Raw genomic sequence first — 25,369 nt, 5'->3', positions numbered from 1 at the left:
CCAGTTCGTGGTCTACTTCGACTTCGACCGTTCGGACCTGACGGCGGAAGCCCGCTCGGTGGTGACGCAAGCCGCCAACTACGCCAAGTCGGGCGCTCCGACGCGCGTGCTGGTGGTCGGCCACACCGACACCTCGGGCAACGCGGCCTACAACATGGGCCTGTCCAACCGCCGTGCGCGCACTGTGGCTGACGCCCTGGTCGCTCAAGGCGTCAACGGCGGCGTGATCTCGCTGGACGGCAAGGGCGAGACCCAGCCGGCCAAGGCCACCGGCGACGGCGTGCGTGAGCCGCTGAACCGTCGCGCCACCGTCGACATCAACTTCTAAGGCTCAAGGGGGCCGGTTCATCCCGGCCCCCGCGACCGTAGAAGCGGCGATAAGAACCTTCCGCCGAGCTCAGGTTTCTGAGTTCGGCGGTTGTGTTTAGGCTTCAGACGGCGCGCGGCCTTATTGGCTTGTCCGCGCCGGTCTGAAGTTTAATAAGGCTCTGCCGCAAGAGAGATATCAGCGTTTGCTCGCGCCCTTCGATCCAGACCAGCCGGTCGTCGGCCTACAGGCTCCTGTCGACCTGACTGGACGGCGGTTTCTTGTCGTGTCCGCGCCCTTCGGGCGGTTCGGGCGCAGGCTGGCGCGCGCCATCGAGAGCCGGGGCGGCGAAGTGCGCCGCATGCTGTTCAACGCCGGAGACATTTCGAACTGGGGGAGGGCCGGCGGCCTCGTCTATCGCCGTCCCGCCACGCAGTGGCCGCAGGACGTCGCGCGTCTGGCTGAAGAGTTCACCGACATCATCCTTTTCGGAGAGGGCGGCCCCTATAACCAGGGCGTCTTGACCCAGGCGAAGCAGCTTCCAGCCCGTGTCTGGGTGCTGGAAAACGGCTATTTTCGGCCGGACTGGATCACTCTGGAGCGGAACGGCGTCAATGCCTCGAGCGGCTTGCCGCGTTCGGGCGCAGGCTATCCGCCGCCGCCGCCGGAACTGCCGATTTCAAGGCCTGTCGGCAAGATTCTGCCGCATCACGTGCTCAACATCAGCTTTTATCATGCGATCCAGCCCTTTGGCCGTTTGATGTTCCCGCACTATCGCCACTATTACACCGCTTCGCCGTGGAGGCAGTGCGTGGGCCATGTGCGGCGATATCTGGCTCTCGCCGTGTCAGGCGCCCAGGCCAAGGACGTGGGGCGCCTTCAGGCCAAGGGCGATTTCTTTATCGCCTGTCTGCAGCGGGACGGCGACGCCCAATTGCTGCGCTACTCCGAGATTCACGACAATCTGTCCTTCTTGGATCGGGTGATGGCCAGCTTCGCCCGCTCGGCGCCTGCGTCGATGCGGCTGCTTGTCAAAAACCATCCGCTGGATCCCGGCGTGATCAACCTGGGCCGTGAGACGCGGCGCCTTGCGGCCAGGCATGGCCTGACTGGCCGTGTCGACTTCATCGACGGGGGCAATCTGGCTCAGCTGTGCCGGGCTTCGCGCGGCATGGTGGTCAATAACTCTAGCGCGGCCCTGTCGGCGCTTGGTTTCGGCACGCCCGTCAAGGTGTTGGGGCAGGCCTTTTTTGATTTCGAGGGGCTCACCGACCAGAAGTCCCTGGATGCATTCTGGGGCGCGCCGACGCCCGCGGACCGCAGCCTGTTCACGGCCTTCCGCGCCTATGTGATCAGTCGGACCCAGATCAACGGCAACTATCATGAGCCCCGTGCGCTGGACGCGACCGCCGAACGCGTGGCGGACGCCCTGGCCACACGCCTAGCCTAGGTCGCCGAACCGCCCTCTGTACGGTGTGGCTCTCAGGTCACCCTTGGGCGCTGTCATCGTTCTGTCATCCAGTTGTCGTCCGAGCGTCCGATGGGGGGCCTAAAGCCGCCTCATCAATGACCGCGCTGATTGTCGTTCTGGCAAATGCGTCGAAAAGGATCACAGCACCCATGTTGAACCGCAACCTCGCCTATGGGGTTTCCGCCGCAGCTATCCTGTTGGCGACCTCCAGCGCCGCCTTCGCCCAGGAAACCACGGGCGGCATCCGGGGCGTGATCACGGACGCGGCCGGCGCGCCGGTGGCCAATACGGCCGTCGTCGTCACCCACATTCCGTCGGGCACCAGCACCACGACGGTCACCAATGAAGACGGCCTGTACACCGCCCGCAACCTGCGCGTCGGCGGCCCATACTCGGTGACGGTGATGGTGGACGGCCAGACCGAGACGGCTCAACTGGGCAGCGTCGGCATCGGCGCCCCGACCGTGTTCGACGTCACCGTCTCGGCCATGGCGGCCGACGCGGGCGCGACCGAAGTGGCTGAAGTGGTCGTGCGCGGCGTGCGTGCTGTGCGCACCTCGCCGACGGCTCGCCTGAACCTGGAAGACATCGAGACGCTGCCGTCCATCAGCCGCGACATCAAGGACATCGTGCGCACGACCCCGTTCGCCACGGTGGACCCGACGAACAACGACGCCCTGTCGATCGGCGGCCAGAACACCCGCTACAACGCCATGCTGATCGACGGGATCAAGCAGGGCGATGACTTCGGCCTGAACGGCAACGGCTATCCGACCCTGCGCTCGCCGATCTCGCGTTCGGTGCTGCAGGCGGTCAGCGTCGATGTCGCCCCCTACGGCGTTCAGTACGGCAGCTTCACCGGCGGCGTGATCAACTCGGTCACCAAGTCGGGGGGCAATGAGTTCCACGGCGAAGCCTTCTGGGAAGTCACCAACGACAGCCTGCGCGGCGACAGCTTCAGCTATAAGGACTTCGTCTCGGGCGAGCGTCAGAACCGCTCGCTGACCGGCGAGTTCGAAGAGAAGACCTGGGGCGCGACCCTCAGCGGCCCGATCATCAAGGACCGCCTGTTCTTCCTGCTGAACTACGAAAAATATGAGTCGACCCAACCGGTCCTGTCCGGTCCGGAAGGCTCGGGCGCCGTCAACCAGGTGCCGGGCATCACCCAGGCCCAGGTCGACCAGGTCCGTGACATCGCCAAGCGCATCTACGGCTACGACCCGCTGGACTGGTCGGCCGACGCCCTGACCGTTCAGGACGAGAAATACTTCGCCAAGCTGGACTGGAACATCAACGACCAGCACCGCGCGGTCTTCTCGTACCAGCAGACCAAGGGCAGCGATCTGCGCCTGAACAACACGGTCACCAGCGGCAACTACGTCAGCGTCGGTCTGCTGTCGTCGGCCTATCAGATCGACCAGAACCTGACGGCCTACAAGGCCCAGCTGTTCTCCGACTGGACCGACACCTTCTCGACCGAGTTCTCGGTCAGCCGCAAGGAAACCGAAGGTCTGTCGACCGGCCTGGGCGGCAACGACTTCGCCGCCATGCAGGTCTATCTGGATGATCCGACCGGTCCGAACACCGGCGTGCGTCGTTCGATCCGCTTCGGTCCCGAGCGTTCGCGTCACGCGAACATGCTGACGGTCGACACGATGCAGTATCGCCTGGTCGGCAACTGGGAAGCCGGCTTCGGTCACCGCTTCACCGGCGGCTATGAGCGCGAAGAACAGGACATCTTCAACCTGTTTGTCCAGGTCGCCAACGCTGAATACGAGTTCGCGTCTCTGGCCGATTTCGAAGCCCGCAGGGCGTCCTCGGTCGGCTACACCAACGCCGCCAGCAACAACAAGAACGACGGCGGCGCCAGCTTCAGCTACGCGCTGAACACCTTGTTCCTGCAGGACGAATGGTCGGTCAGCCCCAACCTGACCCTGACGGCCGGCCTGCGCTACGACTGGTACACCTCGGACGACAAACCGAAGTACAACCAGGCTTTCTATGACCGCTTCGGCTTCGGCAACGACACCAACCTGGACGGCATCAGCATCCTGCAGCCGCGCTTCGGCTTCAACTGGCGCCCGGATCCCAGCCTGACCGTCTACGGCGGTTTCGGTCGCTTCCAGGGCGGTTCGCCCAACGTCTGGATTTCGAACTCCTACTCGAACCCCGGCAACCTGACGGGCTCGTTCCAGTGCAAGTCGGCCGCTGACTACCAGTCGCAGTTCGCCGGCGGCTTCGGCGTCTGCCCGGACGGCTCGTATCTGACCAACGTCGATGGCCTGAATCCGAACCAGCAGCTCAAGGACAAGGTCACCGAGAGCGCTGAACTCGGCACCGGCAACATCAACCTGATCAGCCCGGCGTTCAAGACGCCGTCGATCTGGAAGACCTCGCTGGGCGTCAATAAGATCTTCGATCTGAGCCGCTTCAACATGGGCTCGGGCTGGAGCGTGACGGCCGAGTACGTCCATTCGGAACTGGAAAACGCCATCGGCTGGGTCGACCTCAGCATGGCTCAGACCCAGAACGGCACGGCGCCTGACGGTCGCCCGATCTTTGGGCCGAACCCGGTCCGTCGCGGTCAGCAGGTGCTGATGCTGACCAACCTGAATGGCGGCAAGACCGACCAGTTCGCTATCGGTCTGGATAAGGCCTGGTACGACGGCTGGCTGGACGGCGCGGGCTTCAACCTGTCCTACACCTATCTGGACAGCACGGACCGTTCGCCGGCGACCTCGTCGACGGCTAGCTCGAACTTCGGCAACATCGCCCTGTCGGATCCTAACGACCCGACCCTGGCGGACTCGAACTATGAGATCGAGCATGCGCTGAAGCTGAACCTGACCTACTCGCGCGCCTTCTTCGGCGACTACCGCACGCGCTTCAACCTGTACGCCCAGCGTCGTTCGGGCCTGCCCTACAGCTATACCTTCGGCACCAGCCCGGCGAACCTGTACGGCGAACACGTCACGACCCAGCGTCAGCTGCTGTACGTGCCGGCGGCCGACTCGGCCGGGAACGTCACGGCGACCAGCGATCCGCTGGTCACCTATGGCCCGAACTTCAACGTCGGCGCCTTCAACGACTTCCTGCACTCGACGGGTCTGATCAAATACGCTGGCGAAATCTCGCCGCGTAACGCCTTCAAGTCGCCTTATGTGACGACGGTCGACCTGCACATCTCGCAGGAACTGCCCGCCTTCTTCCCGGGCGGCGCGAAGCTGGAAGGCTATGTCGACGTCAAGAACCTCGGCAACCTGATCAACGACGAGTGGGGCACGATCCAACAGATCGGCTTCCCCTACACCTCGAACAACGTCGCGGCCTCGATCGTCGACGGCAAGTACAACTACACGGGCTTCTCGACTCGCAGCCCGAGCACCTTCGGCACCGAGTCGGTGTGGCAGGTGAAGGTCGGCGTCCGCTATCGCTTCTAAGCGACGCTGAACGAAGACTAGGGGAGGGCGGTCCGGCGACGGGCCGCCCTTTCTTTTTGGTGGCCTATCGCGCGTTCGCGCTACTTGAGGCCATTCTAGGTCGCCTACCGCGCGGTCGCGCTGCTTGAGGCGAGTTGAGCAGGCCATGTACGTTGTGAAGCGGTTGACCCGGCGAGGCCCGTCGCCATTGAACCCAGGGCTTTCAGGGCCTATCTCGCCCCCTTCGTGCTTCATCCCTTTTATGTGGACGTTTTCGGCCCATGACTTCGCCCATGACCTTGCCTATCCCCGCTGAGTGGACGCCGCATCGCGCGATGTGGGTCGGCTGGCCCAGCCATGCCGATCTGTGGGAGGACAATCTCGAACCGGCGCAGGCCGAGGTCGAGGCCCTGGTGCGCGCCCTGGCCGGGCCGGGCCGCGAACAGGTCAAGCTGATGGTCGGCAATGACGAGGCCCTGGCCGACGCTCAGGCGCGCTTCGTTGGCGTGGCCGGCGTTACCGTCGTGGCCGGGCGTTTCGGCGACATCTGGCTGCGCGACACGGGGCCGATCTTCGGCGCCGGATCGGCGTCGGCCCAGGCCTTCGTCTTCAACGGCTGGGGCGGCAAGTACGACCTGCCGCACGATGATGAGGTCGCCGACCAGATCGGCCAACAGACGGGCGTCGCCCTGACCCGCCATGACTTCATTCTGGAAGGCGGCGCCGTGGATCATGACGGCGAGGGCACGGTGCTGACCACGCGCCAGTGCGTGCTGAACCGCAACCGCAACACCGGCTGGACCGAAGAAACGGCCGAAGCCGCCTTCGCCGATGCCCTGGGCGCCAGGAAGGTGCTGTGGCTGGGCGACGGCCTGCTGAACGACCATACCGACGGCCACGTCGACAACCTGGCCCGCTTCGTCGCGCCCGGCGTCGTCGCTTGCCCGATCGGTTTCGGCCCCAAGGACCCCAACGCCGAAGTCTATGACGAAGCCGCCGAGACGCTCTCGGCCATGACCGACGCCGCAGGCCGCCCGATCCGGGTGCTGCGCATCCCGTCGCCGGGCCTGATCCTGGACGAGGACGAACGCCCGATTCCGGCCAGCCATATGAACTTCCTGATCGCGGACGGCGCCGTCATCGTGCCGACCTATGGCAACGACATGGCCGCCCGCCTGGCCTGTGAGGCCCTGGCCACTGTCTTCACCGATCGCGAGATCATCCCCCTGCCGTCGATCGCCACCCTGTCGGGCGGCGGTTCCTTCCATTGCATCAGCCAGCAGGAGCCCGCGTGATGACCCGTCAAATCACTCTCGCCGCCATCCAGACCTCGTACGGCGAGGACATGCAGGCGAACATCGACAAGACCATCGGCTTCATCCGCGACGCCGCAGCCAAGGGCGCGCAGGTCATCCTGGCGCCGGAGCTGTTCCAGGGGCCGTACTTCTGCGTCTCGCAGGAGGAGAAGTGGTTCGGCGCCGCATATCCGTGGCGCGAGCACCCGGCCGTCACCCAGCTCCAGCCCGTGGCCAGGGAACTGGGCGTCGTCCTGCCCGTCTCCATTTTCGAGCGCGAGGGGCCGCACTACTTCAACAGCCTGGTGATGATCGACGCCGACGGCGAGTTGATGGGCGTCTATCGCAAGAGCCACATCCCCGACGGCCCCGGCTATCAGGAGAAGTACTACTTCCGCCCCGGCGACACCGGCTTCAAGGTCTGGGACACGCGCTTCGGTCGCATCGGCGTCGGCATCTGCTGGGACCAGTGGTACCCGGAAACGGCCCGCGCCATGATGCTGCAGGGCGCCGAGGTGCTGCTGTATCCGACCGCCATCGGCACCGAGCCGCATGACGATACGCTGGACACGGCCGCTCCGTGGCGGCGGGCGATGCAGGGCCATGCCGTCTCCAATGTCGTGCCGGTCGTCGGCGCCAACCGCATCGGCCATGAGCAGGTGACGGGCGCAGGCCAGACCTACTACGGCCACTCCTTCATCGCCGATCATCGCGGCGATCTGGTCGAGAGCCTGGATCGGGAGGAGGGCGTGCTGGTCCACACCTTCGATCTGGATTTCCTGGATCGCCACCGCGCAGCCTGGGGTTTCTTCCGCGATCGCAGGACGGATCTTTACGGCGCACTGGCCACGGGACGCCCGGCCTGATCCGGCCTTCGTAAAATCCGATCCCAAAAGAAAAGAGGCGGAAGACCGGGGTCTTCCGCCTCTCTCATTTCATGCGTTGAACGCTATCAGAACTTCAGCGTGGCGCCGAAGGTGAAGTAGCGACCGATCGCATCGTAGGTCTGCGGGAAGGTGTTCCCGTTGTTCGCAGCCGTGGTGCCGATCTGCGAGCCGACGATCGGCGGGTTCTTGTCGAACAGGTTGTTGATCGTCGCCGTCAGACGCACCGTCTGGGTGATGTCCCAGCGGCCGCTCAGGTCGAAGTAGTCGTAGCTGTCGATCTGGGCGTAGTCCGGGAACCACTTGGTGGCGCTCGGCTCGACTTCAACGCCGGACAGGTGACGCCAGTTCAGCGAGGCCGAGTAGTCGCCCAGCGTCCAGGTTGCGCGGCTGTTCCAGCGTTGCTTGACCTTGGGCTCGCCGCACGACACCGAGTAGTAGCCGACGCAGTCACGCAGCACGGAGGCCGGGGTGGCCTGGGTTTCGTGCTTGGTGAGGATGCTGCCGTTGACGCTCAGGTCGAGGCGGCCGATGTCGCCCCAGCCGAAGTCAGACAGTTCGACGCGGTAGTTGGCCGCGATGTCGAAGCCCGAGACGCGCTCGTTGCCGGCGTTGGTCGAAGGACGGATCACGCCCTTGGCGTCCACGCCGTTCAGAGAGCCGTTCAGGGCGCTGCGCTGGATGGCCTTACAGCTGTCGTTGAACGTCAGGTTCGGGTTCAGAGCCTTGTCGTAGCAGCCGTTCATGACATCAGCCAGGCTGGGGCTGTTGATCGTCTTGTCGATCTTGATGTCGTAGTAGTCCAGGCTCAGACGCAGGCTCGGCACGAAGGCCGGTTGCCAGACGGCGCCGATGGTCCAGGTGTCGGCTTCTTCCGGACCCAGGTTCGGGTTGCCGCCGGTCTGCTGGTTGACCTGGCCTGAGTTCGGCGCAGCCACATAGCCGATATTGCCCAGCGGCACGCCGGTCAGACGGCACAGGTTGCTCAGCGTGCCGGCCGTATTGGCGTCAGCCGAGTTGATCAGGTTCAACTGGCACGGATCGATCGCCATGTTGCCCAGGCCGGTGACCTGCGGGTTGAACAACTCGCCGATGTTCGGGGCGCGGGTGGCGCGCTGATACATGGCGCGGACGCGGACGTCCTCGATCGGCGACCAGTCGCCGCCGATCTTGTAGCTGCCGTAGTTGGTCTTGGAGCTGCCGGCCTTGAACTCGGTCTGGCGGTAGCCCGCTTCCAGGTTCAGGCTGTGGATGAACGGCAGGTTCTCGATCACCGGCACCGCCAGTTCGGCGAAGGCTTCACGCATTTCGAACTGACCGTTGCGATCCGGAACCGGCGCGCCGGTGCCCAGGATTTCGCCGTTGGTCTGCGAAGCCGCGTCGCCGCGCGTCGAGGCGCCCGACCGACGCCATTCGGCGCCGAAGGCGACAGCGATCTGGCGCTCGCTCCACGGGCTGGACAGATGCTCCGGCAGCAGGCCCGAGATCGAGCCCGAGGCCACGTCCTGCTTGATGGTGGTTTTGCTCATCGACGACAGGTTGATGTAGTCGATCATTTCCTGGGTGATCGTGCCTTCGGGCCCGAAGACGTTGATCGGCACGCAGCCTGCGACGGCGGTGGTCGCGCCCGGAACCAGGCACTCGGTCGCCGAGACCGTATTCAGGGCGTTGCGCAGCTTGGACAGCGAACCCCAGTTACGGCGCGTCAGCAGTTGCTGGGTCTCGCCGTGCGAGATGTAGGCGTCGTAGTTCCAGTCGGCGTTGATGTCGCCACGGACGCCAGCCAGCAGCTGGACCGTCTTGTTCTCGATGTCGACCGGACGGGTGCCCATTTCGGTGAAGCGACGGTTGATGGTCAGGTCCATCATGGTGTCGCCGCCGGCGCCGGCGACGCACTTGGCCGGATCGATCAGCAGGGCGCCGCAGAATTGCTGGCGCATGGCGTCCGGGATGAACGGGTTGCCGATCGGCACCTTATAGGTGTTGCCGAAGGTGCCGCTCGACGCGTTGTCCAGCGAGACATCGCTCTGGACGTAGGTCAGGTGGCTGTAGACTTCAGCGGCCGAGTTGATCTTGAAGCTGCCCAGACCGTTGATCTGGTAACGGCTCAGCGGCGTCTGGTACAGGTTGTACGGGTTGTAGTTATAGCCGGCCGAGTTGTAGTTCGGGTGGTTCGACCCGATCAGGGCGCCGGTGGTCGGGTCCAGCTCAGCGCCGGTCGGCAGGGCGACGCCGCCCGGAACCGGGGTCAGGTCGAAGCGGCCGGGAACCGAGGTGCCCGAGCCCAGCGGGTTGCCGGTGGTCGAGGAAAGAGCGACCTCGCCCCACGGACGACGCACCTGGTACAGCGGGTCGGTCTTGGTGTAGCCGAAGCTGACGACGGCGTTACCGCGGTCATCGGCGAAGTTGCCGCCCAGGGTGACGTCGAACTTGCGACGCACGGCGTCGTCTTCACCCGAGAAGCCGTAGGAGGAGTTGACCTCGACGCCTTCGAAGTTGTTCTTCAGGATGAAGTTGACCACGCCGGCGACGGCGTCAGCGCCGTACACGGCCGAGGCGCCGCCGGTGACGGTGTCGACACGCTCGACCAGCGCCAGCGGGATGGTGTTGGTGTCAACCACGCCTTCGAGGTTGAACGGCACCACGCGGCGGCCGTTGATCAGCACCAGCGTACGGTTGGTGCCCAGGCCGCGCAGGTTGATGGTCGCGCCGCCGCCCGAACCGTTGTTGGTGGCCGAACCGACAGCCGGCACGGCGGCCGGCAGGTCCTTGACCAGTTCTTCAACAGCCACCGGCTGCGACATCGCGATCGCTTCAGAGCTCAGCGACGTGATGGGGCTGGACGCCTCGTAGCCGGGCTGGCGGATGCGCGAGCCGGTGACGACGATGGAAGCGACTTCTGCAACATCTTCATCGGCCGACTGGGCGAACGCCGGGGTGGCGGCCATGAAGCTGAGGGCGGCGCCCCCGATAATGGTCGAAGCGAGCAAGGACTCGCGAACAATTCTCTTTTTCAAAAGAGACCCTCTCCTGAACAAAACAAGCCGCCGTCGGCCCTTGAACGAAGGGACCGATCGACAGCTCGCGGCACATCAGGGCCGTTCGCCCTGCGGTGGGGACATTACGGCGAGGCCTGCCACAAGCAAGTCGGAATTACGTCAATAATGGCACAGTGCAGAAAAAAATACTGACAAATGAAGAAAATTCGGGATGAGGCGCAAAAAATACGCTCAATTCCCAAAACTGTAACGAACGGTGTTGTGCGAGGATCCGTCCCGATCATCGGCGCTGCTGCCCCAGGGGTAGCCCTTGTCGTCGCCGCAATATGAACGTCGGCCCTGGCGAGCGTTCTCCACCACCAGGCGAGGGCGCAGTCGGGCTGCGCCGCTGAAGAGGTTGTCGGTGATGGTGTTGTAGGATGGCGTCTGGTGGCGGATGACGCCGCGCTCGCCGCAGTTGCGATAAAGGAAGACGCCGGGCCGCCCGCCCAGTTCGAAGCGGTTGCCGATGATGCGATTGCGGGCCGAACCGTCGATCGCGATCATTTCGCGCTGCGTTCGGGTGCGGATCAGATTGTCCTCGATCCGGTTATCGGCGCTTTCGGCGTCCAGATAGATGGCGGTCGAGACGCTGTCGCCGTCCAGGGTCGAACCCAGCAGGCTCAGCCGGGTGACGCCGGGTCCGACATAGAGGGGGATCGTCCCGGCGGCGCGGATGGTCACCTGTTCCAGCGTCACATGACTGGGCGCTGTCGCCTGAAGGCGGTCGGTGTGATCCTTTGTGCGCGAAGAGGCGCGCAGGTCGTCATAGTTTCCATCGGCGCCCATGCCCCAGACCCGCACGGCGCCGTTGATCCGGCAATTGCGGATGCGGACATCGGTCGGACGGCTCCACAAGGCGGCGTCGATACGGCGTGACCAGATGGCGATGGTCGGCGCTGAGGCCGCGACCGGAACGTCCGGGCGGCCGACCGTCCCGCCGCCGCAGTCCAACTGGGCGCCTGAAGCTTCGGCGCCGATGATGCGCACGGGGCGGACGATCGTCTGGTCAGGCGTCAGCGTCGCGCGGCAGGCCAGCAGATAGGGCGTATCGGCGTCGGCGGTCAGGGCGGCGATGTCCTGCGCGTCGCAGGGGCGGGCGGCGGGCAGGGACCAGGCCTCGGCGGAGAGCAGCAGGAAGGTCGCCAGAACGCTCATCGCACCGCCGTCATCAGGGCGCGGCCATCAGGGCAGAGGCGTGGCCAGCGCTTGCGCCTCGGCCGCGCAGCCGGGGTTGCGTGCGCCCGTCGCTCGAACGGCGGCCAATTCCGCACGGGCGGCGATCAGATCGGCCTGGAAAGCGGGCTGGGCGGCGGCGGCCTGAAACACGGCGCGGCCCAGGGCGTCGCCGGCGGCCACGTCGCGCGGATAGTGCATGGCGCAGACCAGTCGGCTGCGGCCCAGTTCGTCGCCCATGCGGCGGGCGGCCTCGGCGCGCGTCGGATCAAGGGCGGCGAAGGCTTCGCCATAGACGGCGCCGACCGTCGAACTGCCGGATGGATAGGAGGCGCTGCGTCGGCCCGTCTCGGTCAGCCTCTGGCAGGCGTTGCGCTGAAGATCGTCGCCGACGGGGCGCGGGCGATGGGCGCGGGCCTTGACCCGCTCGGCGGCGCTGTCCGCGTCATGAAACAGCCGCTGCATCAGCCGGGTCAGTTGCGGAATGGCGGCCGGATCCAGGCGCGCGTTCAGGGCGCAGTCGAAATGCTGCAGCGCCAGCGGCGGGCGCAATTCGGCATGAGCCGTGGCCAGCAGCCAGCGGTGAGTGTCTTCCAGGGCGATGAAGCGGGCGGAACGGGCCTTGTCGTCCAGATCTTCGGCCGAGCCGGGCGCAGGCGGCGGGGGGACGGCGTCGGCCAGGGCGGACACGACGGTTTCGTTCAGATAGCCCGCCACGACAGGCGCGCGGGCGGCGTCGGGCCGCAGGGCGGCGGGGGTTCCGGCGCAGGCGCTCAACAGGACGGCCAGGACGGCCGCCGTCGTGATGGCGCGCGGGCCGCCCGGCGCGCGCATCAGGCCCCGGCGCTCCAGGACAACTGTACTGAGGTCAGACCGTCTTCGCCCGGCGAGGCGACGACCTGAAGGCTGGCACCGCGATCGCCGGATGCGGCGGCGCCATAGGCGCGGGCCTCGCCCTGATTCATGGCCATGATCGAGGCCAGCCCGGCCTTCTCCGCCCGATGACGATAAAAGGCGACGACGGTTTCCGGGTCTGCATCGGTGCTGAAGGTGATCAGTCCGCCGGGCCCGCTCGGCCCATTGGCGGCGATCGGCGCGCCGTCAGCCTGGGCGCCGGGATAAAGGGCGGCGAAGGTCGGGGCGCCGTGGATGACGGCTGCCGAAGCTTCTGCGGCGCTGTCGGCCGTAGCCGCATCCGCGCCCGCTTCGACCGATGGGACCGCAGCCGCTTCGCCCTGGGACGCGGCGGGACTGTCGCACGCCGCCAGCCCGATGCTGAACGCCAGGACCCCGATCGCCACGCAACGCCTCATTCCCACTACATCCTTAATGTCGCTACTTGGATGCACCGTGGCCTATCCGTGCGGCGGCAGCAAGGCGGTTCAACCGGTAGGGGCGTCAACGTCGTCGCCGGGCTGGCCGGTGGACTTGCGCGCCTGTTCAGGTCCGCCGGCGGGGCGGGTGGCGGCGTCGCGCGCGGCCAGGCCTTCGCGGGCGAGCGCGTCGTTGATGATGTCCTGGTCCGGATCGATCTCGGAGCCCGACGCCGACCCGCCGCGCAGGGAGCCGGCGCGGGTGTCAGAGCCCGAATCGGTGCCCTCCAGCGCCTTGTTGAGGGCGTCGCGAAGGTGGCCGCGATCGGTCTTCTCGCCCATGGCGGCGGCTTCGCGGCTTTCGTCGTTTTCGGTCTTGGGGTCGGTCATGGAGCTCTCCCTTGGCTGGACTAGAAACAATCGACAGGAGGGCGGCCCGGTTCCGTGCGCGGGCGCCGCTGATGCAGTCCGGGCATGAAAAAAGGCCGGAAGCGTGCGCTTCCGGCCCTTGATGCGTCCGGCGAACCGGAGGCCTCTTCTTACTTGCCGAACAGTTTGGCCCACTGGCGCGGCTCGCGCTTCTTCCACGAGTCGCGATGATAGGCGTCTGAACCGATCAGCGGCACGACGGTGGTGGCTTCGGCGTAGACCATCTGTTCGTAGGTGGTCGAAACCTTGCCCCACGAAGCGGCTTCCTGCAGCGTCGAGGACGAGCAGGCGCCGTCGCGCACGTCGGCGACGGTGATCTGCACGGCGTATTTGTGCATCTCGGCGTCTTCACCGAGGATTTCGGCGCAGACGACGGTGTCCTGGGCGAAGTTCTTGGGCACGCCGCCGCCGACCATGAACAGGGCCGTGGTGCCAGCCGCGATCTTGATGTCGGTCAGTTCGCGGAAGTCCGCGACGGCGTCGATCATCATGTACGGCTTGCCGGCCTTGGCGCGTTCCTTCTGGTGCTTGACCAGACCGAAACCGGCCGAAGAGTCGACGAAGGCCGGGCAGAAGATCGGCACGCCCTTCTCATAGGCGGTCTGGATCAGCGAGCCGGGCTTCTTGGCGTTGCCTTCCGACAGCCACTTGCCCATTTCCCAGATGAACTCGCGCGAGGAATAGCCGCGCGGCTCCAGGCGATTGGCGATCTCATAGATCGCGTTGTCGCAGTCCTGCAGCTCTTCTTCGTCGATGTAGGTGTCGTAGATGCGGTCGATGTAGTTGTCGCGCAGGATGTTGTCGTCGACCGGGCCCGCAGCCTGATAGTGCTTGTAACCAAGGGCTTCGAAGAAATCCATGTCGACGATGGAGGCGCCGGTGGCGACCACGGCGTCGATCATGTTGAACTGCACCATGTCGCGATAGACGTGCATGCAGCCGCCGGCCGAGGTCGAACCGGCCAGGATCAGCCACGGCGAGCAGGTCTCGTCTTCCAGCGCCATGTTGAAGATGTCGGCCGCGCGGGCGGTGTCGCGCGAGCTGAACGACATCTTGCGCATGGAATCGATGATCGGGCGGGCGTCGAAGCTGGTGATGTCGACGTGCTCGACGGTGGTGGCCAGCAGTTCGGCTTTTTTGTTCGACTGAACGGGAGCGTTCATTTCAGCGGTTTCCCTCGGATTTGAGCGCCCGTCGTCAATAAGGAACAGCGGCCCGGACGGAGCGACGGGCCGCTGCTTGTACCAAAGCCTTGAGACATTTTTCAGTTCAAGGCGTGATGTGATGGATCAGCGCTTGCGCTTGCGCTGGCCCGCCTTGCCCTTGGGACGCGACAGGCGGACGACCTTGCGGGCGTTCTCCTCGGCCGTGGTGCGCACGGTCGGGATGGAGCGCGGCGCCAGGCCGTACATAGAACCCATCGGAGCGTCCTCGACCACGGCGATGTCATGCTCGCCATAGCCGTTGAAGCCCGTCGTCATGGCCACGCCATAGGCGCCCAGCATGCCGATCTCGATGAAGTCGCCTTCCTGCACATCGGCGGGCAGCCAGAACGGGCCCGGCATGTGGTCGATGCTGTCGCAGGTCGGACCATAGAAGCGGAAGGGCTTCAACTCCGACGCGGAGTCGCCATCCCGGACCAGTTTGGTCGGGAAGGGCCAGCGCGAGTGGGTGGCGTCGAATAGCGAGCCGTACGACCCGTCGTTCAGATAAAGGGCGTCGCCCTTACGCAGGTCCACGCGGCACAGCACCGACGACGATTCCGCCACCAGCGCCCGGCCGGGCTCGCACCACAGCTCGGTCGTTTCCGACACCGGCATCTCGTTGAAGCCGCGATGGATGGCGTCGGCGTATTCGCTCAGGTCCGGCGGGACCATGCCCGGATAGACCGAAGGGAAGCCGCCGCCGACATCGACGATATCGACGAAAACGCCCGCCTTCTTGATGGCGCGGCCGACCTGGGTCATCGCCGCCTCATAGGCCGAGGGGCGCATGCACTGCGAACCGACGTGGAACGACACGCCCATCAGGCCGTCCTGAACCGCCTGGCGCGTGGCCAGCAGCAGGGCGGGGGCCTGATCCGGGGTGACGCCGAACTTGCCCGACAGCGAATAGGCGGCGCCGTCGGCCGACACGCCCATGCGCACGATCAGGTTCAGGTCCTCGGCGTGGCCGGTGGCCTCGAGGATCTTGTTCAGTTCGTCATGGCTGTCGAGCACGAAGGTGCGCACGCCGTGGTCGGCATAGGCCGCACGGATGGCGCCGCGGCTCTTGACCGGGTGCATGAAGGCCAGACGTGCGTTGGGGCTGACCGACCGAACCAGTTCGATCTCGGCCAGAGATGCGACGTCGAAGGCGTTGACGCCCTGTTCGACCAGGGTCTCGATGACCCAGCGCGAAGGGTTCGCCTTCACCGCATAGAAGACGTCGGCTTTCAGATTGTCCTGGAACCACTGCGCCGCTACGGCAACGGAGCGGGGACGCACGAGTGCGACCGGACGCTCCGGGGACCGCTGACGGACCAGGTCCAGGGGAAGCTGGTACGTGTGCAACTCACGTAACCCCCTGATGATTGTTAAACCCAGACCCGGCGTTAGCGGCGCAAGTAGGACCTACGGGGTCCGCCGGAACGCGCGATATGGGGGCATTGGACTGTCATGTAAAGCGGAAAAATTGCGGCGGGTCCTCGATCCGGGGCGGCGTCGCGTCGCACGCCCGGCTGCGGCAACCCGCACGGCGCCCGTGCGTTGGGCGGTGCGGGAGGCGTGGGCATGAACCGCTGGCTGTTTCTGATTCGACGGGCGTCGCGCCAGCTGTGGTGGCGCGCCAGCCTCTATGCGCTTTTCGGCGTGCTGGCGGCTCTGCTGGCCGCGCTCGGCGCCGACTATGTGCCGGACGCATTGGCTGACCGTCTGGGCGGCTCCTCGGTGGAGGCGGTGCTGACCATTCTGGCGTCCAGCCTGCTGGCGGTGGCGACCTTCTCCCTGGGGGCGATGGTGACGGCCTACACCAGCGTCTCCTCCTCGGCGACGCCGCGGGCGGCGGCGCTGGTGACGGGGGATGAAAGCACCCAGAAGTCGCTGGCCACCTTCGTCGGCGCCTTCCTCTATTCCGTGGTCGGGGTGACGGCGATCAACGCCGAATATTACGGGCCGGGCGGTCGGGCGATCCTTTTCATCCTGAGCCTGGCCGTGGTGGCTCTGGTCGCCTTCCGCCTGCTGTCCTGGGTCAGCCGCCTGACCAGTCTGGCGCGTCTGGGCCACACCATCGCCCAGGTCGAGGTCCGCACCGCCGCCGCCATGCAGGCCTATGCCCGCTCGCCGCGTCTGGGCGGACGCGAAGGGCGGGTCGTTGACGGTGTTGAACTGGACTGCGCGGCGGCCGGGCATATCCAGAACATCGACGTGCGTCTGTTGCAGGCGCTGGCCGAGGCGGACGATCGTCAGGTCGAGATCCTGGTGCGCCCCGGCGCCTTCATGATGCGCGGCCAGCCCCTGGCCCGGCTGTCGGGGGATCGGCCTGATGAAGACCGGCTGAAGACCTATCGCGACGCCTTCACCCTTGAGGCCGACCGCACCTTTGATCAGGACCCGCGCTATGGGCTGATCGTTCTGGGCGAGATCGCGGGCAAGGCCCTGTCGCCGGGCATCAATGATCCGGGCACGGCCATTCAGGTCATCGGCGCCGGGGCCCGCCTGCTGGACGACTGGGCCATGACCTGTCAGGCGGCCGAGGGCGACAGCGGCCAGCTTGATCGCTTGTTCATCGCCGCCGTATCGGCCCGCGACATGGTCGAGGACCTCTATGCGCCCATCATCCGCTACGGCTCGGCCGATGTTTCGGTGGCGGTGAAGGTTCAGAAGACGCTGGCGGTTCTGTCCAGTCGCGACGGCGCCCTGGGTCAGGCGGCGGCGCAGACGGCCCGCTGGGGCCGCGAGGCGGCGCTGCGGCGGCTGGACGATCCGGTTGAACGTGCGGCTTTCGAGGCGGAGGCGCCGTGCTGAAAAGGCTCACCCACTGGACGTAATCGACGCAGACATGCCATTAAGACTTGCCCTTGCGCCCATCTCGCGTCATGCGGCGCCCCCTTTGTCGCAACCTCATCCATGGGTTCATGAGTTCTTCAACAGCCGCCGTCGCCTCTGTCCGCGACGTCTCGAAGACCTACGGGGCCAGAAAGGCGCTCGACGGCGTGTCCGTCGAGGTCGGCGCCGGTGAAATGGTCGCCCTGATCGGTCCTTCGGGTTCGGGCAAGTCCACCCTGTTGCGGTCGATCACGGGTCTGCACCCGATCGATCCCGGCGGGACCATCTCGGTTTTCGGCGATGTCGTTCAGCAGAACGGCCGCGTCACGGGCGCCGTCCGCCGCGCACGCGGACGGCTGGGCATGATCTTCCAGCAGTTCAACCTGGTGGGTCGGCTGAGCCTGTTCTCCAACGTCATGCTGGGCGCGCTTGGCCGTCTGCCGTCGTGGCGCGGCCTGTTCGGCGTCTGGCCGGGCGCGGACAAGGACAAGGCCATGGCGGCCCTGCACCGCGTCGGCGTGTCCGAATACGCCGCCCAACGCGCCAACACCCTGTCCGGCGGTCAGCAGCAGCGCGGCGCCATCGCCCGCGCACTGGTTCAGGGCGCCAAGGCCATTCTGGCCGACGAACCCGTGGCCTCGCTGGACCCGGTGTCGGCCCGCAAGGTGATGGAGCTGCTGGTCGAGCTGAACAAGCGCGACGGCCTGGGCGTCATCGTCACCCTGCACCAGGTGGACTACGCCATCCGCTATTGCGACCGCGTCGTCGCCCTGCAGAAGGGCAAGGTGGTTTACGACGGGCCCTCGACCGGCCTGGACACCAAGCGTCTGATCGAAATCTACGGTCCCGAATACGAGGACGCGTTCTGGGAAGCCAAGGCATGACCCATTCCAAACTGACCCGCCGGATGCTGGGCCTGGCCGCCGGCGCGGCCCTGGCCGTCAGCCTCGCCGCGTGCGGCCAGGGCGACAAGGCGGGCGCCGCCAAGGGCGCTCCGTCCGAGATCAGCTTCGCCATCCTTCCGGCCGAGGGGCAGGCGTCCTCCGGCCCGCTGTGGCAGCCCCTGCTGGACGACATGACCAAGGCCGTCGGCGTGCCGGTGAAGCCCTATTTCGCGTCCAACTACACCGTGCTGGTCGAGGCCATGCGCGGCAATCAGATTCAGGCCGCCTGGTTCCCGGCCAAGACCGCGATCGAGGCGATCGAACGCTCCAAGGGCGAAGTCGTCGCCCGCATCGTCGACCCTGAAGGCCGCGATTCCTACCAGTCGACCCTGATCGTCAAAAAGGGCTCGGGCATCACGCTGGATGACGTGCTGGCCTGCGGCAAACGTTACGACTTCGGCATCGGTGACGCCCTGTCGACCTCGGGCACCCTGGCCCCCATGACCTTCCTGTTCAACGCCAACAACGTCGTGCCGAACGAGTGCTTCAAGACGGTGCGCACGGCCAACCATCAGGCCAACTCCTTCGCCGTGGCCAACGGCCTGGTGCAGGTGGCCACGTCGAACACCATCAACACCGTCTTCATCGGCCGCTCCAATCCGCAGATCGCCGCCCAGATCGAGGAGATCTGGCGCTCGCCCCCGATCCCCGAAGCCGGCATCGTCATCCGCGAAGACCTGGACCCGGCGATCAAGGAAAAGATCCGCGGCTTCTTCCTGACCTATGGCCGCGGCGAGGGCGCTGAGGCTGAACGCCAGCGCAAAATCCTGAAGGACCTGAACTATTCGGGCTTCAACCCGGCCGACGAATCCTATCTGAACCCGGTGCGCGAGATGATCGCCGACCAGACCCTGACCGAGGCCAAGGCCAAGGGCGACGCCGCCGGCGCCGCGCGCGCCGAGGCCGAGCTGCAACGTCTGCGTCGTCTGCGCGAGGTCCAGCCTTGACCGACGCTTCGCTTACCGCCGCCGCCTCCGGCATCCCCAAGGCGCCCGCCAAATCGGCCGGGGCCTGGGCGCTGGACATCCTGATCTGGGGCGGTCTGGCCGTCCTGCTGCTGATCAGCATCGACGCGGTCGATCTGGGCAATCTGTCGCGCCTGATCACCAACTCGGCCAATATCCAGACCTTCGCCGCCGACCTGCTGCGTCCGGATTTCTCCGACTGGCGCCTGTTCGTCGGCAAGATGTGGGAGACGATCCAGATCGCCCTGTGGGGCACCTTCCTGGCCATCTTCCTGGGCGTGCCCATGGGTCTGGCCGCCGCGCGCAACATCGCCCCGGTCTGGGTGGTTCAGCCGGTGCGCTGGATCATGAACATGCTGCGCTCCATCCCCGACCTGGTGATGGGTCTGCTGTTCGTCGTCGCCGTGGGCCTGGGCCCGCTGGCGGGCGTTCTGGCCATCGCGCTGAACACGGCGGGCGTGCTGGCCAAGCTGTTTTCGGAAGCGGTCGAGTCGATCGACAAGGGTCCGGTCGAGGGCGTGCGCGCCACCGGCGCGTCCAAGCTGCACGAGATCGTCTGGGGCGTGATCCCCCAGGTGGCGCCTTTGTGGACCTCCTTCGCCCTCTACCGCTTCGAATCGAACAGCCGTTCGGCCACCGTGCTGGGCCTGATCGGCGCGGGCGGCATCGGCCAGGTTCTGTTCGACCGCATGAACGGCTTCGCCTTCCGCGACGTCTCGGCCGTGGTCATCGTGGTCATCGTCGCTGTGACCCTGATCGACTTCCTGTCGCAGGCCATGCGTCGACGTTTGCTCTGACTGTCACAAAGGTCTGGCCGGACCGTCACATTCTCCTGCTTTAAGCGTCGTGCACTGACGACTGGAGAAGGTCCGGCCATGACCCGCACACTGAAGTTCACGGCCTGCGCGGCCGCCCTGCTGGCCCTGGCGGCCTGCGGAAACAACGAGGGCGGCGCCCCCGGTTCGCAGAAGGCCCGAACGGGCATCTGGGCCGCTGGCTCCTCCACCGTCTTCCCCTTCTCCACCCGTGTGGCCGAAACCTTCGCCCGCAACGGCGGCGGATCGTCGCCTCGCGTCGAGGCCCTGGGCACCGGCGGCGGCATTCAGGCCTTCTGTTCAGGCATCGGCCCATCGACCCCGGACATCGCCAACGCCTCGCGTCCGATGAAGGCCAGCGAGTTCGACCGCTGCGTCGAGAACGGCGTCACCGACATCGTCGAACTGAAAATCGGCTATGATGGCATCGTCGTCGCCACCGCCCGCACCGGCGCCAGCTTCAATCTTGAACTGAACGACCTCTATGAGGCCCTGGCCAAGGAAACGCCGGGCGCCGACGGTCAATTGGGCGCCAACGCCGCCAAGACCTGGAACGACGTCAACAAGGCCCTGCCGGCCACCCGCATCCAGGTCTACGGCCCGCCGCCAACCTCGGGCACGCGCGACGCCTTCCTGGAGCTGGGCATGGCGCCGGGCGCCAAGCTGATCCCGGCCGTCGCCGCCATCGAGAAGCAGGACAAGACCCGTTTCGAGACCGTGGCGCACACCCTGCGTGAAGACGGCGCGTGGATCGACGCCGGCGAGAACGACAACGCCATCGTCCAGACCCTGACCCGCACGCCGGGCTCGCTAGGCGTGTTCGGCTTCTCCTTCCTTGAGCAGAACATGGACACGGTGAAGGCCGAGACCATCGACGGCGTGGCCCCCTCGGTCGCCACCATCGCCGACGGCTCCTACCCGCTGGCCCGCAGCCTCTACATCTATGTCAAGAAGGCCCATATCGGCGTTACGCCCGGCCTCGAACAGTTCGTACAGGAGTTCATGTCCGACGGCTCGGCCGGCCGCGGCGGCTATCTGCAGGACCGCGGTCTGGTGCCGCTGCCCGCCGATCAGCTGGCGGCCGAACGCGCCAAGGCCTCGGCCATGACCTCGATGTCGCGCCCGAACTGAGACGGCGGGTTGTAGGCCTGAGGCCAACCTTGCATGATCCTGCCGTTTCAAAGGCAGGATCATGCTCGCTCTTTTATTTTTCACCCTGTCTATCGGACAGTCCTCTGCGGATGGGGCAGCCGCACCTCAGGGCGTTGTAGAGCCGCGCTGGCTGGCGCCTCCGCGGGTCGATACCTCTCCCTGGCGCTATCGCCGCGGACTTGAATCGGCCACAGCGACCATAATCTGTAGAGCCAAGGCTGATGGCCGCGTGGATCAGTGCCAGATCGCTGCCGAGAACCCACCCGATTCTGGCCTCGGTCGGACGCTAATCATGGCGGCGCGCAAGGCGCGGGTCGATACGGCTACGCTCGGGCCTTCGGGCAGTGAAGCCCGGATCGCATTCACTGCGAATTACCAGCTAGAGTATTATTAAGCCGCCGCCCGACGTCTCAGGCGCGCCACGCGACGCAGGCGGCGCCAGAAGCGGCCGCGCGCGGGCTCGGGATAGGGCTGCAGGTTCTCGATGAACTGCTCGGCCGAGGCGCGCCAGCTGAACTTCTCCGCATAGGCGCGCACGTCCTTGCGGTCGAGCTCGAGGCACTTCAGGCAGGCGGTCTTCAGGTCGTCGTCGATGAAGCCGGCGCCCGAGCCGGGGATCAGGTCGATCGGGCCGTGCGCCGGATAGGCGGCGACCGGCGTGCCCGTGCCCATCGCTTCCAGAATCACCAGACCGAAGGTGTCGGTCCAGCTGGGGAAGACGAAGACGTCGGCGTCCGCGAAGCAGCGCGCCAGCTCCTCCCCGAACTTGGCCCCCAGGAATTTCGCGTCCGGATATTTCTCTTCCAGCTCGGCGCGGGCCGGGCCGTCGCCGACAACGATCTTGGTGCCTGGCAGGTCCAGGCCGAGGAAGGTCTCGATGTTCTTCTCGACCGCCACGCGGCCGACGTTCAGGAAGAAGGGACGGGGCCACTCATCGCCGCCCATTTCCCTGTAGATCGGTTCAAGGTCGGGGCGGAACAGCTCGGTGTCCACGCCGCGCGTCCACGGCGAGACGTTCTTGAAGCCATGCTCGACCAGTTCGTCGCGCAGGGTCGGGGTGGCCACCATCAGTCGCCCTGACGGTTTGTGGAACCACTTCATATAGGCGTAGCCGACCTGCACCGGGATCGGGAAACGGGCCGAGACGTATTCGGGGAATTTGGTGTGGTAGCTGGTCGTGAACGGCAGCTTCCACTCCACGCAGATGCGCCGCGTGGCGATGCCCAGCGGACCTTCGGTGGCGATGTGGACGGCCTCAGGCTCGAAGGCGCGCAGGCGTTCGCGGATCTCTTCCTCGGCGCCCAGGGCCAGGCGGATTTCCGGATAGGTCGGGCAGGGAATGGTCTTGAACTGGCTGGGTTCTATGACCTCCACCTCATGCCCCATGGCGCGGCACTCGGCCACGGTGCGGGTCAGGGTGCGGACGACGCCGTTGACCTGGGGCTCCCAGGCGTCGGTGACCAGAACAATGCGCATGAAGTCGATAGGGCCTTGAGCCATTCGCGAAGGTGAAACTTCTAGACGCTCCGCATGACGAAGGCGAGACGGGCTGCATCGGCGATGCCATCGCTGTCTTCACCTTCTCGAGAAAAGCATAGATCCGTGCTGCGCGCCAAATCTGTCGTGTGGCGGGTCTAGAACAATGAAACGCCCGCTTTCCTGTCTGGCGACAGGTTTGAAACAGCGCGCTCCACCTCGGCATAGGCGGCTATGATGTGATAGAAGGAGCTGGCTGGGGCCGGTTCATCGATAAAGCGTCCTATTTCGAGCAATTTGTCTTTCCACAGCCCCTCGGAGGTCAGGTAACGCCATAGGCTGGCTTCTGCCCGGGCTGCTTGGTTGAGACAGAACTCGCGTCGACCGTCGTCCGATAGAGTTGCGAAAATCAAGGAAGCCTTGAGCCATTCTGTCTGCGGCCAAAGGCGCGCGCGCTCGCTTCGGATTGTGCCGTTGATGTTGCGGCTGTCGATAATGACTTCCTTGTGAGGGTCGAAACCGTCAAGCCCGCTCAAGTAGAGGCTCCAGGCAAGATCCTTGAGTTCGCTATCTCCGCGCGCCCTCGCATGTTGTGCAAGCAGGCCTGACCATTCCAACTGATGACCGGGCTCAATGAGTTCGGCGCGTCGGTCGCCAGGAGGTGTCCAGTTCTCGTCGAAGAACTCGCCGATAAGACCGCTTTTCTGGTCGATAAGCCGAGTGCGGGCGATCGCGACGATGGAGTCGGATAGGTCGCGCCAGCCTCTGTCGGCGCTTATCGCCTCCCATCCCATGGAGGCTTCGAGCATGTGCATCAGGGGATTGGCTTGGTACGGCTTGGTGCCGACCTCCGTCAGCCCCCCTTTGTGGCTTCGTTCTATCAGCAGCAGTTCACGAATTTTTGCAGCCCGTGCTTCCAGGTCTGCTCGATCAAGTGAACGGCGCGTGATAGCGAGAGCCAAAAGCAGGAAGGCCTGATCGTATAGACTTGCATGTTCATCGATCGGCTGGCCGTCCATATCAAGAACGGAGCGAAGAAGCCCGTCCGGTCGCGTGAAGCGCTGGTCCAGATAGTCCATGCCGCTTTCAACCGCTCGCCGCCAAGGGCCTTGCCAGCCCATCAGGCCTGCTTGGCCGTAGGCATAGATTTGCCTCGCTTGGACGCGAGCGCGTTTTGAGGATCTTACGCGGCGGCCGTCCAGCGCGAGGGTTTCCTCGAACGCACCGCTGTCATTCTGGCCAAGCGTGCACCAAATCGGCAATGCCTTGCTTCTGAGCCAAGCGCTAAGGCGCGCGGCGCTCTCATAGAAGGAAGGAGGGGCCGACACCTCAAAATCGAGATGCCTGGGGGATAGGTCGCTCAGGCGCCTGACGACTTTTTTAACGTCTTGGCTGCGCTTGAGGTCGGTAACGAGAACGGCGTCTTGCTCGACGACGATCGCGACATTTCTCAAGCCGATAGCTGCAACCAGAACACCATCACGGGCGCGAATCAGGCAGCCTTCAGAATCTTCTAGAACGTGCAGGCCGACATCGCCTTCTCCTGAGGCGTGTACGGAATCCCATGCGCCGAGATCTGACCATTCGAACGACACTGGAAGCACTGAAGCGCAGCGTGTCGTCTCCATTATCGCGTAATCAACGGAGATCTTGGCGGCGGATCTGAAGGATTCGCCCAGAATGAGGCAGCTGCTGTCATGGACTGCGGTGTCGACCGCATCTCTGACACTTGCGTGCAGTGAGGCTGTTGACTGTGCGAACTCCTGTTCAAGCACTTCAGCCTGCACGATGAAGTTGCCGCTATTCCAAAGGTACCCGTTGTCGATATATCGTTTCGCTGCGCTTTCAGTCGGCTTTTCCACGAAGGCGGCGACTTCGCTTAGGCCTGTGTTCGTGGGGGCGATGTAGCCATAGGCGGAAGAAGGCGATGTCGGCACAATGCCCAAGGTTACGATTCGTCCAGCCAGTGAGGCTTCAACGGCAAGCTCTACGGCGTTCTGGAAGGCGTTATGATCTGGTATGTGGTGGTCGGAAGGCACGAACAGATTGACGGCGTCTGGCGACTGCCGCCGTGTCCAGATCGCTGCTGCCGCCATTGCCGCGGCAGAGTCTCGTCCTTCCGGCTCCAGTAAGATAACGGCTGAAACGCCGATTTCAGATAGTTGGTGCAGAATTGTTTTCTGGTGCTTGGCGCCGCCCACGACGACGAGGCGACCGTCGCCGCTCGCTAGAGGAGCGACGCGTTGTGCCGTTTCTTGAAAGAGCGACCGATTGCCTGCGAGAGGAATGAAGTGTTTGGGACGGGATGGCCGTGACGCGGGCCACAGCCTCGTCCCGGCTCCGCCGCAAAGAATAACGGGATAAACAGATGGCCTCGACTTCATAGGTCCGGGTTTAGCTGGGCGTTTCCGGTTGGTCGAGACCTGGTGGAGCGGGGCGCTCTTCTGGATGCCCAGGGGCAGTGTTCATCTCCAGAGTGCGCTCTGGAGAAGGTGATTCTTCCGGCACGTCTTAGGGTGACGAAATCGAGCGCCTAGCCTCGCTGAACCTACGGTAAAAATCATACGTCGCCTGTGCATTTTTTCCGAAGGATTGGTATAGATCTATTCAATCATCCAATGCACATTCGGATAATCTCGCCATATATGATTAAAATTAGA

General features: G+C 65.1%; 19 protein-coding genes. 10 read left to right on the top strand and 9 right to left on the bottom strand.

Annotated elements, in window-relative coordinates:
• The 5 genes from D1604_RS14480 to aguB form a co-directional block, all read left to right on the top strand.
• Positions 1-328, top strand: a 328-nt coding sequence (locus D1604_RS14480; protein WP_147399909.1) for an OmpA family protein, incomplete at its 5' end; no start/stop codon positions are given.
• A 265-nt stretch (positions 329-593) separates the two neighbouring features.
• The gene (locus D1604_RS14475) at positions 594-1,757 is read left to right on the top strand and encodes a capsular biosynthesis protein (protein ID WP_233552119.1); all 1,164 of its coding nucleotides are present in this window, start codon (positions 594-596) and stop codon (positions 1,755-1,757) included.
• Positions 1,758-1,927: 170 nt separating this feature from the next.
• On the top strand, positions 1,928-5,218 hold the full coding sequence (locus tag D1604_RS14470; RefSeq protein WP_119413859.1) for a TonB-dependent receptor: 3,291 nt from the start codon (positions 1,928-1,930) through the stop codon (positions 5,216-5,218).
• A gap of 272 nt (positions 5,219-5,490) precedes the next feature.
• Positions 5,491-6,492 carry an agmatine deiminase family protein gene (locus D1604_RS14465; protein WP_119413865.1) on the top strand — a complete coding sequence of 334 codons (1,002 nt, stop codon included), beginning with the start codon at positions 5,491-5,493 and terminating at the stop codon, positions 6,490-6,492.
• On the top strand, positions 6,492-7,358 hold the full coding sequence (gene aguB / locus D1604_RS14460; protein WP_119413858.1) for an N-carbamoylputrescine amidase: 867 nt from the start codon (positions 6,492-6,494) through the stop codon (positions 7,356-7,358). Before D1604_RS14465 ends, aguB begins: the two co-directional genes overlap by 1 nt.
• An 86-nt stretch (positions 7,359-7,444) precedes the next feature.
• Here aguB and D1604_RS14455 read toward each other — a convergent pair whose 3' ends face one another.
• The 7 genes from D1604_RS14455 to D1604_RS14425 form a co-directional block, all read right to left on the bottom strand.
• Positions 7,445-10,393, bottom strand: a complete 2,949-nt coding sequence (locus D1604_RS14455) for a TonB-dependent receptor domain-containing protein (RefSeq protein ID WP_233552118.1) — start codon at positions 10,391-10,393, stop codon at positions 7,445-7,447.
• Between the two features lie 213 nt (positions 10,394-10,606).
• Positions 10,607-11,572: a right-handed parallel beta-helix repeat-containing protein gene (locus D1604_RS14450; protein WP_119413856.1), complete on the bottom strand. Its 966-nt coding sequence runs from the start codon at positions 11,570-11,572 to the stop codon at positions 10,607-10,609.
• A gap of 27 nt (positions 11,573-11,599) precedes the next feature.
• Positions 11,600-12,424 carry a PA-phosphatase gene (locus D1604_RS14445; protein ID WP_119413855.1) on the bottom strand — a complete coding sequence of 275 codons (825 nt, stop codon included), beginning with the start codon at positions 12,422-12,424 and terminating at the stop codon, positions 11,600-11,602.
• On the bottom strand, positions 12,424-12,891 hold the full coding sequence (locus tag D1604_RS14440) for a hypothetical protein (RefSeq protein WP_233552117.1): 468 nt from the start codon (positions 12,889-12,891) through the stop codon (positions 12,424-12,426). Before D1604_RS14440 ends, D1604_RS14445 begins: the two co-directional genes overlap by 1 nt.
• 81 nt (positions 12,892-12,972) lie before the next feature.
• Positions 12,973-13,293: a ribonuclease gene (locus D1604_RS14435; RefSeq protein WP_119413853.1), complete on the bottom strand. Its 321-nt coding sequence runs from the start codon at positions 13,291-13,293 to the stop codon at positions 12,973-12,975.
• Between the two features lie 149 nt (positions 13,294-13,442).
• Complete coding sequence (locus tag D1604_RS14430) at positions 13,443-14,495, bottom strand: 1,9-bis(guanidino)-5-aza-nonane synthase (RefSeq protein ID WP_024355263.1); 1,053 nt, start codon at positions 14,493-14,495, stop codon at positions 13,443-13,445.
• A gap of 126 nt (positions 14,496-14,621) precedes the next feature.
• Positions 14,622-15,884, bottom strand: a complete 1,263-nt coding sequence (locus D1604_RS14425) for a type III PLP-dependent enzyme (protein WP_119413852.1) — start codon at positions 15,882-15,884, stop codon at positions 14,622-14,624.
• 219 nt (positions 15,885-16,103) lie between these two features.
• On the opposite strand from D1604_RS14425, the gene D1604_RS14420 reads away from it, so the two are divergent.
• The 5 genes from D1604_RS14420 (at position 16,104) to D1604_RS14400 (ending at position 21,212) form a co-directional block, all read left to right on the top strand.
• Positions 16,104-17,336 (top strand): DUF2254 domain-containing protein, encoded by a 1,233-nt coding sequence (locus D1604_RS14420; protein ID WP_119413851.1) that lies wholly within the window; start codon positions 16,104-16,106, stop codon positions 17,334-17,336.
• Positions 17,337-17,446: 110 nt separating this feature from the next.
• Complete coding sequence (gene phnC / locus D1604_RS14415; protein ID WP_024355260.1) at positions 17,447-18,241, top strand: phosphonate ABC transporter ATP-binding protein; 795 nt, start codon at positions 17,447-17,449, stop codon at positions 18,239-18,241.
• The gene (gene phnD / locus D1604_RS14410; protein ID WP_003168683.1) at positions 18,238-19,248 is read left to right on the top strand and encodes a phosphate/phosphite/phosphonate ABC transporter substrate-binding protein; all 1,011 of its coding nucleotides are present in this window, start codon (positions 18,238-18,240) and stop codon (positions 19,246-19,248) included. Before phnC ends, phnD begins: the two co-directional genes overlap by 4 nt.
• A complete protein-coding gene (gene phnE / locus D1604_RS14405; RefSeq protein ID WP_119413850.1) occupies positions 19,245-20,063 on the top strand; it encodes a phosphonate ABC transporter, permease protein PhnE in 819 nt (272 codons plus the stop codon). The genes phnD and phnE overlap by 4 nt, the downstream gene beginning before the upstream one ends.
• Before the next feature lie 78 nt (positions 20,064-20,141).
• Positions 20,142-21,212 (top strand): substrate-binding domain-containing protein, encoded by a 1,071-nt coding sequence (locus tag D1604_RS14400; RefSeq protein WP_119413849.1) that lies wholly within the window; start codon positions 20,142-20,144, stop codon positions 21,210-21,212.
• A gap of 411 nt (positions 21,213-21,623) precedes the next feature.
• On the opposite strand, the gene D1604_RS14395 is transcribed toward D1604_RS14400, so the two are convergent.
• Together D1604_RS14395 and D1604_RS14390 are read right to left on the bottom strand one after the other, a co-directional pair.
• Positions 21,624-22,709, bottom strand: coding sequence for a glycosyltransferase family 4 protein (locus D1604_RS14395; RefSeq protein WP_119413864.1), 1,086 nt, complete (start codon positions 22,707-22,709; stop codon positions 21,624-21,626).
• A gap of 158 nt (positions 22,710-22,867) precedes the next feature.
• Entirely contained in the window at positions 22,868-25,093 is a 2,226-nt protein-coding gene (locus D1604_RS14390; protein WP_119413848.1) for an AGE family epimerase/isomerase, read from the bottom strand.
• Between the last annotated feature and the right edge of the window lie 276 nt (positions 25,094-25,369).

The organism is Brevundimonas sp. LPMIX5 (assembly GCF_003576505.1).
GTDB lineage: Bacteria > Pseudomonadota > Alphaproteobacteria > Caulobacterales > Caulobacteraceae > Brevundimonas > Brevundimonas naejangsanensis.
Note: the sequence above shows the minus strand (reverse complement) of the source record. Positions and strands in the feature narration are given on the sequence as shown.

Excerpts from the sequence above, each read along its gene's own strand:
- D1604_RS14470 (WP_119413859.1), top strand. The coding sequence starts at position 1,928 with ATGTTGAACCGCAACCTCGCCTATGGGGTTTCCGCCGCAGCTATCCTG.
- D1604_RS14465 (WP_119413865.1), top strand. The coding sequence starts at position 5,491 with ATGACCTTGCCTATCCCCGCTGAGTGGACGCCGCATCGCGCGATGTGG.
- aguB (WP_119413858.1), top strand. The coding sequence starts at position 6,492 with ATGACCCGTCAAATCACTCTCGCCGCCATCCAGACCTCGTACGGCGAG.
- D1604_RS14450 (WP_119413856.1), bottom strand. The coding sequence starts at position 11,572 with ATGAGCGTTCTGGCGACCTTCCTGCTGCTCTCCGCCGAGGCCTGGTCC.
- D1604_RS14445 (WP_119413855.1), bottom strand. The coding sequence starts at position 12,424 with ATGCGCGCGCCGGGCGGCCCGCGCGCCATCACGACGGCGGCCGTCCTG.
- D1604_RS14435 (WP_119413853.1), bottom strand. The coding sequence starts at position 13,293 with ATGACCGACCCCAAGACCGAAAACGACGAAAGCCGCGAAGCCGCCGCC.
- D1604_RS14430 (WP_024355263.1), bottom strand. The coding sequence starts at position 14,495 with ATGAACGCTCCCGTTCAGTCGAACAAAAAAGCCGAACTGCTGGCCACC.
- D1604_RS14420 (WP_119413851.1), top strand. The coding sequence starts at position 16,104 with ATGAACCGCTGGCTGTTTCTGATTCGACGGGCGTCGCGCCAGCTGTGG.
- phnC (WP_024355260.1), top strand. The coding sequence starts at position 17,447 with ATGAGTTCTTCAACAGCCGCCGTCGCCTCTGTCCGCGACGTCTCGAAG.
- phnD (WP_003168683.1), top strand. The coding sequence starts at position 18,238 with ATGACCCATTCCAAACTGACCCGCCGGATGCTGGGCCTGGCCGCCGGC.
- D1604_RS14400 (WP_119413849.1), top strand. The coding sequence starts at position 20,142 with ATGACCCGCACACTGAAGTTCACGGCCTGCGCGGCCGCCCTGCTGGCC.
- D1604_RS14395 (WP_119413864.1), bottom strand. The coding sequence starts at position 22,709 with ATGCGCATTGTTCTGGTCACCGACGCCTGGGAGCCCCAGGTCAACGGC.
- D1604_RS14390 (WP_119413848.1), bottom strand. The coding sequence starts at position 25,093 with ATGAAGTCGAGGCCATCTGTTTATCCCGTTATTCTTTGCGGCGGAGCC.